This window comes from Halomonas sp. G15 (genome assembly GCF_021282295.1).
GTDB lineage: Bacteria > Pseudomonadota > Gammaproteobacteria > Pseudomonadales > Halomonadaceae > Halomonas > Halomonas alimentaria.
This window is the reverse complement of sequence record NZ_JAJSPA010000016.1, coordinates 74,351-84,175: the sequence shown is the minus strand read 5'-3', so window position 1 is coordinate 84,175 and position 9,825 is coordinate 74,351. Positions and strand designations below refer to the sequence as shown.

8 protein-coding genes and 1 pseudogene are annotated in these 9,825 nt (G+C 68.3%); 2 read left to right on the top strand and 7 right to left on the bottom strand.

Features of this window, described 5'->3' with window-relative positions; all coding sequences use genetic code 11:
- Positions 1 to 127: 127 nt before the first annotated feature.
- The 7 genes and pseudogenes from LWH48_RS09730 to LWH48_RS09700 form a co-directional block, all read right to left on the bottom strand.
- Positions 128 to 709 (bottom strand): annotated as a pseudogene (locus LWH48_RS09730) (response regulator); the annotation flags it as partial.
- Positions 706 to 2,142 carry an ATP-binding protein gene (locus LWH48_RS09725; protein WP_232912389.1) on the bottom strand — a complete coding sequence of 479 codons (1,437 nt, stop codon included), beginning with the start codon at positions 2,140 to 2,142 and terminating at the stop codon, positions 706 to 708. The pseudogene LWH48_RS09730 and the gene LWH48_RS09725, both read right to left, overlap by 4 nt.
- 94 nt (positions 2,143 to 2,236) lie before the next feature.
- On the bottom strand, positions 2,237 to 3,163 hold the full coding sequence (locus tag LWH48_RS09720) for a lysine exporter LysO family protein (RefSeq protein WP_232912388.1): 927 nt from the start codon (positions 3,161 to 3,163) through the stop codon (positions 2,237 to 2,239).
- An 89-nt stretch (positions 3,164 to 3,252) separates the two neighbouring features.
- Positions 3,253 to 3,999 (bottom strand): hypothetical protein, encoded by a 747-nt coding sequence (locus LWH48_RS09715; protein ID WP_232912387.1) that lies wholly within the window; start codon positions 3,997 to 3,999, stop codon positions 3,253 to 3,255.
- A gap of 127 nt (positions 4,000 to 4,126) precedes the next feature.
- Positions 4,127 to 5,470, bottom strand: a complete 1,344-nt coding sequence (locus LWH48_RS09710) for a nicotinate phosphoribosyltransferase (RefSeq protein ID WP_232912386.1) — start codon at positions 5,468 to 5,470, stop codon at positions 4,127 to 4,129.
- The gene (locus tag LWH48_RS09705) at positions 5,467 to 6,045 is read right to left on the bottom strand and encodes a nicotinamidase (protein ID WP_232912385.1); all 579 of its coding nucleotides are present in this window, start codon (positions 6,043 to 6,045) and stop codon (positions 5,467 to 5,469) included. The genes LWH48_RS09710 and LWH48_RS09705 overlap by 4 nt, the downstream gene beginning before the upstream one ends.
- A 70-nt stretch (positions 6,046 to 6,115) precedes the next feature.
- Positions 6,116 to 7,051, bottom strand: a complete 936-nt coding sequence (locus LWH48_RS09700; RefSeq protein WP_232912384.1) for a 2-hydroxyacid dehydrogenase — start codon at positions 7,049 to 7,051, stop codon at positions 6,116 to 6,118.
- 277 nt (positions 7,052 to 7,328) lie between these two features.
- Between LWH48_RS09700 and doeA the strand changes: the two genes are divergently transcribed.
- Together doeA and doeB are read left to right on the top strand one after the other, a co-directional pair.
- Positions 7,329 to 8,528, top strand: a complete 1,200-nt coding sequence (gene doeA, locus LWH48_RS09695) for an ectoine hydrolase DoeA (protein ID WP_161430896.1) — start codon at positions 7,329 to 7,331, stop codon at positions 8,526 to 8,528.
- 282 nt (positions 8,529 to 8,810) lie between these two features.
- A complete protein-coding gene (doeB, locus tag LWH48_RS09690; RefSeq protein WP_232912383.1) occupies positions 8,811 to 9,824 on the top strand; it encodes a N(2)-acetyl-L-2,4-diaminobutanoate deacetylase DoeB in 1,014 nt (337 codons plus the stop codon).
- The last annotated feature ends 1 nt before the right edge of the window (position 9,825 follow it).

The window sequence follows — 9,825 nt, the reverse complement described above, 5'->3', positions numbered from 1 at the left end:
TCACTTTGGTCATCAACGTGACACCGCTCAGGACCATGACACAGGGCAGCGCTGTGCAGCTGCAGCCAAGGCCGAGACGATAACTTAAATCGGGACGTTTTCTGTCTTGACGATGGGGTCCACTTTAGTGGTCGCGGTACATGTGGTCCATCAGCTGGTCGCGGGAGAAGATCCGTCCGGGGGCGTGCATCATCACCTTGAGCAGCTGGAACTCCACGGCGGTGAGCCCCAGGTCGCGGCCGTCGGCCAGGGCGCGCCAGCCCTCCTCGTCCAGTACCAGGTCGCTGCCGGCGGCGTCTGGCTCGCTGGCCAGCTGGCTGCGGCGCAGTACGGCCTTGACCCTGGCGACCACCTCGCGGGGGCTGAACGGCTTGCAGATGTAGTCATCGGCGCCCAGTTCGAGGCCCAGCAGGCGGTCGACCTCCTCGACCCGGGCGGTCAGCATGATCACCGGCAGGGCCGGCCAGCGCTGGCGGATCTCGCGGCACAGGGTGAGGCCGTCGGTGCCGGGCAGCATCAGGTCGAGCAGCACCAGCGCCGGCCCCTCCCCGGCCTGGCGGGTCTCCTCCAGCCACGGCAGTACGCTGTCGCCGTGATTCAGGTGGTGGGGCTCGAAGCCGCTGCCGGCCAGGTAGTCCGCAACCAGCCGGGCGATCTTGGGTTCATCCTCGACGATCAGGATGCGCTGGGGGTGCTCGGCCTGGGTCATGAGGTCTCCTCCTTGAGCGTGATGTCATCGAGTGGCGGGAAGCGCAGGATCCAGCGTAACCCACCCAGCGGCGAGGCGGCAGCGGTCATTTCACCGCCGTGGGCCTTGACCAGAGCGGTGGCGATGGAGAGTCCCAGCCCACTGCCGCCACTGGCCCTGCTGCGTGAGCCCTCGACCCGGTAGAGCCGCTCGGTGAGCCGTGACAGCTGGGCCGCCGGGACCCCCGGCGCGCTGTCATCCCAGAGGATCCGGACGCCATCGGGAGTGCTCTCGAGGCTGACGCGCAGCCGGCCGGGGGGGCGTGTATAGGCGCAGGTGTTGTCAAGCAGGTTGCTCCAAAGCTGCCTCAGTCGGCTGGCATCGCCGCGGACCCAAGCCGTCTCGGGGATCGTGCACTCCAGAGTGAGCCCGCTGTCGTCCAGCCAGCCACTGGCCTCGTCGAGGCGCTGGCGCAGGCTATCGGCGAGGTTCAGGGGCGCCAGCTGAACCTCCAGGGCGCCGGCATCGCTCTGGGAGAGTAGTCGCAGGTCGGCGACTAGGCGTTCGAGCTGCTCCACCTCCTGGGAAAGCGAGTGCAGGCTCTCGTGATCCAGACGGCGAATGCCATCCTGCATCGCCTCGATCTCGCCGCGAAGCACCGCCAACGGGGTGCGCAGCTCGTGGGCGATGTCCGAGACCCATCGACTGCGCGCCTCGCGGCTCGCCTCCAGGGTGGCGGCCAGCACGTTGAAGTCGCGGGAGAGCCGCGACAGTTCATCGCGGCCGTGCTCGGGCAGGCGAGTGCCGTAGTCGCCTTCGGTAAGGCGCCGGGTAGCCAGTGCCATGCCGCGGGTGCGTCGCCCCAGCCACCAGGAGAGACCGCCGGCCAGCAGCAGCGAGGCCAGGCCCAGGGCCCCGATGATGATGCCCAGGTTACGCTGTTGCCGGGAGAGGAAGACCCGCTCCATGCGGGCCATCAGCTGCTCGGGCGGGCGATAACCCAGGGTGCCGACGCGCTCGCCCTGATGCTCGATAGGCAGCCAGCGCAGGGTGGCGGCCTCCTCGTCATCGTCCGGTGGCAGGCCGATCACCGGCAGCCCCTGGGCGTCGTGGAGCACGAAGTCCTTGGGATCGCCGAGCTGACGCTCGATGCCCACCGGTGCCGGCCCGGCGCCGGGCCACAGCTGGTGTCGGACCAGGCGGTGCCAGGCGCGGGGCGAGGCGCGCAGCCACTGCCAGTCGCCGCGTCGCGACCACTCTTCGGCGAGTCCCGCCGCCAGGGTCTCGGCACGCTGGGTCTGGGTCTTGTCCAGGTAATCGAGAAAGCCCTGGTCGAGGCTTCTCGATACCGCCAGGAAGACCAGGCCGGAGATGGCTACATTGACCACCAGGATCACCGCGAACAGCTTGATGCCCAGCCGGGAGATGGCGGGGCGAGGCAGGGTCAGGCGCATGGTCGTCTCGCCGCGGTAAAAGTGGCTCGCCAGGGTGGCGCGTTGCGATGCAACCAATGGTCAGCGAATGTGCAAGTGGCGTGCAAGGCGCGGCTCACAGTGTCAGCAGGAAGAGGATCAGGGGCGGTGACAGCAGCGAGAGCAGAAAGCCCGAGACCACCGCCACCGGCACGCAGCCCACCCCGCCATGCTGCTGGATCACCGGCAGGGTGAAGTCCATCGAGGTAGCGCCACCGTAACCGATGGCCAGGGCCGCGTGTCGCCGGATCACCAGCGGGATCAGCACGAAGGCGACCAGCTCCCGGGTCAGGTCGTTGAAGAAGGCGACGGCGCCCAGCGCCGGCCCCAGGGCATCACCTACCAGGATGCCCGACAGCGAGTACCAGCCGAAGCCGGCGGCCATGGCGAGTCCCTCGTTCCAGCGCAACTCGAGCAGCGGCGCGGCGAGCAGGCCGCCGACCAGCGAGGTGGCGGCCAGGGTCAGGGCGATGGCCAGGCCGTGATGATTGAGCAGGATCTGACGCAGGGGCATGCCGGAGTTGCGCAACTGGCAGCCGATCAGTGCCAGCAGGACATAGAGCACCCACTCGGCAAGGGTCTCGGCCATGGCGTGAAGCGGTGTCGCCGATAGCCGGCCGGCGGCCAGTCCCAGCGCCACGCCGAGTACCACCACGCCGACCAGGGCCAGCGAGCCGGTCATGGCGGCGAGCTTGCTGGTGGGGGCGCCGGGCACCACGCGAGAGGGGTCGGCGGCGAGTCTGAGGCGGCATGATAGCCACCACAATCCCGCCAGGTTGCAGGCCGATGTCAGCATGAACAGCGTCAGCGCCTGTCCGCCCATGCGTGACAGCTGGCCGGCGAGGTTCTCGAGGCCAGCCAGGCCGAACCCCATCAGCAGCAGGATGAGATAGACGGAGGCGTTGACGCCCCGATTGATCGCCGTCAGCACGGCGGGGTGACGCACCGGCACCAGGTAACCCAGCACCAGGGGCAGCAGCACGATCAGCAGGCCGCTCAGCATGGAGACTCCCTTCCCTCTGTAGCCGCCGCGGAGCGGGGCCTCAAAAGCGGCTACTCTAGCAGCCGCCGAGGGCCACCCCAAGCGGGTGGCTACTCCAGCACGCTGAGTTCGCTGAGTGCCAGGTGGCTGCGACGTTCGTCGCCACGATGGTAGTCGACCGCGAGCAGCAGGCCCGGCACCTCGGGATGGAAGTGAAATACCAGACGACGATCGGGCTTGTCGGCTTCCCTGGCCTCCACCGTCAGCGCCTCGAAGGTACCCGCGGGCAGGGTGATCCGCGAGCGACCCTGGGCGCGGACCCTGAGGGCCTCCTCGCGCCCCTTGTGATCCAGGTAGCCGATATCGCAGCTGCTGGCAGCGCAATCGCCATCGATGATGCGTCGCGAGAGTGCGAAGAGTGCTGTCTGGCGGTCCGGCAGGCGTGTCAGCCTGTCACTGGAGAGGCTGTAGCTGTCGCCCACCCCGAGCAGCATATAGCCGCTGGCGTAGTAGAGGGCCTGGATGCCCCCGTTCTCCAGCAGGAAGCGACTCCGCTCGCTGCCGCGGGCGACCCGGATGCCGGTTTCCATCAGGCTCTCCCAGTAGTCGCCTTCGTGAGACAGCCGATGGTCCACATAGGCCGCGGGCCAGCCCTTGACCTCCAGGCGATAGCGCGCCTTGAAGGGGCGCGGGGCAATCGAGGTGGTGACCTCGCGATTCTCGGCGCTGCGCTGGGCAGGCCCTGGCGCCGCCGGGGCATCGGCCACCGCCATCAGCGGCAAGCAGGCAAGCAGCCAGGGAATGAGGCGGGCCATCAGGCCACTGGGCCGAGACCACAGAGGGGCTCGCTTGGGCATGGACGCTCTCCGTAGCGGGAACCGGGGTGGACCGACATGGCCCGAGACGTGTGAGGCCAGTGCCTGCCCGGAGGTTCCCCATTACCCGACGATGCCACATTTCCCCCGCCTTTGGCAGGCACGGATGTCAGCTGCTCGAGCGCAGGCGTGCCAGGGCAGGGGAGAGCTCGACCGGATAGTCGGCGTGGCCGGCCTCCATTCGCAGCAGGGACTCCGGCATGCAGCGCAGGGCGGCGGTAACCCGCTCTCGGGCGCCCTCGGCGAGGGCCATCTCGTCGTCTGCCACCTGGCCGCTGCGCACCAGAGGGCGCAGCAGCGCCTCCCCCTCGATGCCGGGCTCGTCGCGCAGGGCGATGATGTCGCCGGCGTAGCGGCCCTCGGCGTCGTGCCGGCGGTAGAGCTGCTTGCGGCAGGGCAGGTTGATCTTGCCCGGCGAGTGCTTGAGCCGCGGGGTGCCGGCGTACTCCACCAGCTTGTAGGAGAGATCGATGACCGGTGCATCCGAGGAGACACCCATCTCGGTGCCCACGCCGAAGGCATCGATGGGTGCGCCGGCCGCGACCAGCTCCGCAATCTTCCACTCGTCCAGGCCGCTGCTGGCGACGATCTTCACCTCCGGGTATCCCGCCGCGTCGAGCCGCGAGCGTGCCTCCCGGGCCAGCGTGCCCAGGTCGCCGGAGTCGAGGCGGATGGCGCCGACGCGTATCTCGGGGTCTGCGTCCATCAGGGCGATCACCTTGGCCACGCCGGCCAGGGTGTCGTGAGTGTCCACCAGCAGGGTGGTACCGGGGTAGTGGCGGGCGAAGGCGGCGAAAGCGGCCTCCTCGTCATCGTGGGCAAGGATGTAGCTGTGGGCCATGGTGCCGGAGAGCGGCATGTCGTGGCGCAGCCCGCCGAGCACGTTGCTGGTGCCGGCCAGGCCCGCGGTGCGGTAGGCACGCACTCCGCGCACCGCGGCATCGATTCCGTGCATGCGGCGCAGGCCGAAGTCCATCACCGGTCGGCCCCCGGCTGCGAGCACCACGCGTACCGCCTTGGAGGCGATCACCGTCTCCAGCTGTACCAGGTTCATCACCAGGCTCTCCAGCAGCTGCGCCTCGGCGAGGGGGGCGTCCACTTCCATGAAGGGCTCGTTCTCGAATACCGGTGTGCCTTCGGGAAGGGTCCAGATATCCCCCGTGAATCGCCACTGGCCGAGCCAGGCGAGGAAGTCGTCACGGAACTGGCCGGTCTCGGCGAGGCTGGCCAGGTGGGCGTCATTGAAGTGCAGCCGCGTGGCCAGCTCGGCCGCATACTGCTGGCCACAGGCGAGCATGAAGCGTCGCGTCGCGGGCAGGCGGCGATAGAACAGGCTGAAGGTGGCGCGCTCCTGCAGACCCTCTACCCAGTAGGCCTGGAGCATGGTGAGCTGGTAGAGGTCGGTGAGCATCGCCAGGTCCGCGTCGGCGATGGCGTAGGAGGGATGCCTCATGCGGATACCTCGCCACTCACCTCGACGCCGGCGCTCTTCAGCGCATCACGCACCTCGGCCACCGCATCGGGTACCACCGCGGCGCTCAGGTGTTCGAGCAGCAGGGTGGTGAAGCCCTCGCGGCGGGCCTCCAGGGCGGTGGCCTGAACACAGACATCCAGTGCCAGGCCACAGACGATCACCCGCTCGATGCCGCGGCTGCGCAGGTAGCCGCCGAGTCCCGTAGCGTCGAAGGCCGAGTAGGCGTCGGCATCGAAGGCGCAGGCCTTGCTGACGCGGATGGTGTCGGCATCCAGCGCCAGGTCGGTATGGAAGGCCGCCCCCGGGGTGTCCTGCACGCAGTGCTCCGGCCAGGGGCCGCCGCGATGGGCGAAGCTCACATGGTCCACCGGGTGCCAGTCCCGGGAGGCGACGATCAATGCACCACCCGCGCGGGCTGCCGTGATCTCGGCATTGATTGCGGGTACCAGGGCGTTGCCGCCGGTTACCGCCAGGGCACCGCCTTCGCAGAAGTCGTTCTGCATGTCCACGACGAGCAGTGCGTCGCCGGGGCCATAGTTCACCTGGGTGGGCATGGCACATCTCCTTGGGTCGTTGGGGCTCGCCTCTCAGCCTAGGGCTTCGGCGACCTGCCGAGTAGCCTGTTCAGTAGCCGGCCGCGGGGTCCACCGTGTCCAGCGGCGCGCCGGCTTCGAAGGCGCGCAGTGCCTCGGCTACCTGGTCCAGTGCTGCCGCAAGTGGGGTCGGCCCGGCCATGTGGGGGGTCACCCACACCCGCGGATGGGCCCACAGGGGGCTTGCCTCGGGCAGCGGTTCCTCGGGGAAGGCATCGAGAATGGCGCCGCGCAGCCGACCCTCGGCCTCGCCCTCCCCGAGGGCATCGAGCAGGGCCGCCTCGTCGATCAGGGTGCCGCGCCCCGGGTTGATCAGGCTGGCGCCCTCGGGCAGCCGGGCCAGGGCCTCGGCGTCGATGATATGCCGGGTGGCCGGGGTGTCGGGCAGCAGCAGCACCAGGCTCTTCACCCGGCCGAGCAGCGCATCCAGGCCCTCATCGCCATGGTGGCAGGTGATGCCCTCCAGGTGCTTGGGCGAGCGGCTCCAGCCGTGTACCTGGAAGCCGTCGGCGGCGATCATGGCCGCGACCCTGGAACCGATGGCGCCGAGCCCCAGCACCCCCACCTGCCAGTCGGCCTTGTCGCTCATGGCATGTTCGTGCCACTCCCGACCCCGCTGCTGTCGCCGGTAGCGGTCGAAGTCACGCTGGAAGTGCAGCAGGCCGTAGCGCACGTAGTCGCCGATGGGCTCTGCCATGCCGGCATCGCGCAGCTTGACGATGGGCACGTCCGGGGGCAGGCCGGGGTTGTTGAGCAGGGCATCCACCCCGGCGCCCAGGTTGACGATCCCCTTGAGGGCCATGGGTTCGCGCAGCAGTGACGCCGGGGGCTTCCAGGCCGCCAGGTAGTCGGCCTCGCGGCGCTTGTCGGCCGGCGCCGCACTGGTGAAGATCTCGGCCTCGGGCAGGCGCTCGGCGAGGGCTTCCTGCCAGCGTTCGGCATCGTCGATATGGACCAGTACCTTCATGTTTCCTCCCGGAGGTCTTGATGGACCCATCATCCCGGGCCCCGGTCTCGCGGACAAGCCCGTAACACTGGCATCTTTGACATCAGGAAATGCTTGACCGGCTACCGTGGGTTGGCAGTAACCTCCCGCTATGGGGGTCCTCCCCCACTGCCTGGTGCGACTGAGTGGCCCGTGGTCCGCGGCCCGTTCAGGCATTCGACAGTGATCGTGACCCTGGCCCGGGCCTTCTCCTCGTCGAGAGGGCCATTTTCTTGATGTTGCTTTGGCGAGTGGCCCAATGACCCAGGTAAACCTGCCCTTCACTCGTGAGGAATATGCCACCCGGCTGTGGAAGGTCCGCGCCGAGATGGCGAGTCGGGGCATCGATGTGCTGATCGTCAGCGACCCCTCCAACATGGCCTGGCTCACCGGCTATGACGGCTGGTCGTTCTATGTGCACCAGTGCGTGCTGGTCGGTCTGGAGGGTGAGCCGGTGTGGTATGGCCGGCGCATGGATGCCAACGGGGCGTTGCGCACCTGCTGGATCGATGCGGACAACATCACCTACTACCCGGACTATTACGTCCAGAACCCCGACATGCACCCCATGGAGTACCTGGCCCAGTCGATCATGCCCGATCGCGGCTGGCACCAGGGCGTGGTCGGCATGGAGATGGACAACTACTACTTCTCGGCCAAGGCCTATCAGAGCCTGCTGCGCGAGCTGCCCCACGCCCGCTTCATGGACGCCAACGCCCTGGTCAACTGGTGCCGCGCGATCAAGTCGCCCCAGGAGATCGAGTACATGCGGGTGGCGGCGAAGATCGTCGAGGGCATGCACTCGCGGATCCTCGAGGTGATCGAGCCCGGCCTGCCCAAGAGCAAGCTGGTCTCGGAGATCTACCGGGTTGCCATCGAGGGGTGGCGCGACGAGCGCGGCCAGGTGTTCGGCGGCGACTATCCGGCCATCGTACCGATGCTGCCCACCGGCAAGGACGCCGCCGCCCCCCACCTGACCTGGGACGACACCCCCTTTCGCAAGGGCGAGGGCACCTTCTTCGAGATCGCCGGGGTCTACAAGCGCTACCATGCGCCAATGTCGCGAACGGTCTTCCTGGGCAAGCCGCCGGCGGAGTTCGTGCGCGCCGAGTCGGCGCTGCTCGAGGGCATCGAGAGAGGCCTGGAGGTGGCGAGGCCCGGCAACCGCACCGCGGACATCGCCATGGCGCTGGGCGCGGCCATGGACAAGTACGGCTTCGACCGCGGCGGTGCGCGCTGCGGCTACCCTATCGGTATCAGCTACCCGCCGGACTGGGGCGAGCGCACCATGAGCCTGCGTCCCTCCGACGAGACCATCCTGCAGCCGGGCATGACCTTCCACTTCATGCCCGGCCTGTGGGAGGACGACTGGGGCCTGGAGATCACCGAGAGCATCCTGATCACCGAGACCGGCTGCGAGACCCTGGCCGACTTCCCGCGCCAGCTCTTCGTGCGCTGAACAAACAGAATCCAAGATTGCTGCAATGAACAACGAGGGGCGCTGGCGGCAGAACGTAGAGGGGGTCCTACGCCAGGGGTGAGGAGCACTGCTCCGAACGGGCTGGCCAAGGATGGCCAGCACCGGTCCTGCAAGCGGAGCAGGATGCGAGAGCGCCGCAGGGCGTCGGTAGCGCCCAGGGATGGGTTAACAGCGCCCCCTCGAAGATCTGCCGCCAGATCAGCCCCGAGTGGCATCAAGCCCACCATGCCGATGCCATATGAGAACAAGGAGTGGTACACCATGACCAAGCGTCCCAGCCCCATCAGCGCCACCGTCGACTTCGACGCCGATGGCGTCCAGCACGGCTTCCTCAAGCTGCCCATCTCGGTGGACGACTCCGCCTGGGGGGCGGTGATGATCCCGGTCACCGTGGTCAGGAACGGCGAGGGGCCCACCGCGCTGCTCACCGGCGGCAACCACGGTGACGAGTACGAGGGCATCACCTCGTTGCTCAAGCTGTCGAGCGAGCTCAAGGCCGAGGAGGTCACGGGCCGGGTGATCATCGTGCCCTGCATGAACACCCCCGCGGTGATGGCCGGCAAGCGTACCTCCGGGCTCGACGGTGGCAACCTCAACCGCAGCTTCCCCGGCGACCCCGACGGCAGCGTGACCGAGAAGATCGCCGACTACTTCACCCGGGTGATGGTGCCGATGTGCGACGTTGTGCTCGACCTGCACTCCGGCGGGCGTACCCTGGACATCATCCCCTTCGGCGCCTCCCATGTGCTCGACGACCCGGAGCAGCAGCGCCAGGCGCTCGAGGGCGCCAAGGCCTTCGGCGCCCCCTACGCCATGATGATGTTCGAACTCGACGCGGCGGCGCTGTTCGACACCGCGGTGGAGAGCCAGGGCAAGATCTTCGTGGCCACCGAGCTTGGCGGCGGCGGCACCTCCACCCCGGAGAGCATGGCCATCACCGAGCGCGGCGTGCGCAACTTCCTGATCCACTACGGCCTGCTCCAGGGCGAGGTGGAGATGCCCGACGAGCCCCAGGTCTACCTCGACATGCCCGATGCCAGCTGCTATGTGCAGAGCGAACACTCCGGCGTGCTGGAGCTCTGCCACGCCCTGGGCGAGCGGGTCGAGAAGGGCGAGGTGGTGGCCCGGGTCTACGACATGACACGCAGCGGCACTGCCCCGGTGGAGTACCGCGCGGCGCGCGGCGGCGTGCTGGCGGCAAGGCGCCATCCGGCGCTGGTCAACATGGGCGACACCATCGCGGTGATCGCCGATATCGTCGACTCCCTGGGATAAG

Bases quoted from the DNA above. Each gene is read 5' to 3' on its own strand.
- LWH48_RS09725 (WP_232912389.1), bottom strand. From the start codon at position 2,142: ATGCGCCTGACCCTGCCTCGCCCCGCCATCTCCCGGCTGGGCATCAAG.
- LWH48_RS09720 (WP_232912388.1), bottom strand. From the start codon at position 3,163: ATGCTGAGCGGCCTGCTGATCGTGCTGCTGCCCCTGGTGCTGGGTTAC.
- LWH48_RS09715 (WP_232912387.1), bottom strand. From the start codon at position 3,999: ATGCCCAAGCGAGCCCCTCTGTGGTCTCGGCCCAGTGGCCTGATGGCC.
- LWH48_RS09710 (WP_232912386.1), bottom strand. From the start codon at position 5,470: ATGAGGCATCCCTCCTACGCCATCGCCGACGCGGACCTGGCGATGCTC.
- LWH48_RS09705 (WP_232912385.1), bottom strand. From the start codon at position 6,045: ATGCCCACCCAGGTGAACTATGGCCCCGGCGACGCACTGCTCGTCGTG.
- LWH48_RS09700 (WP_232912384.1), bottom strand. From the start codon at position 7,051: ATGAAGGTACTGGTCCATATCGACGATGCCGAACGCTGGCAGGAAGCC.
- doeA (WP_161430896.1), top strand. From the start codon at position 7,329: ATGACCCAGGTAAACCTGCCCTTCACTCGTGAGGAATATGCCACCCGG.
- doeB (WP_232912383.1), top strand. From the start codon at position 8,811: ATGACCAAGCGTCCCAGCCCCATCAGCGCCACCGTCGACTTCGACGCC.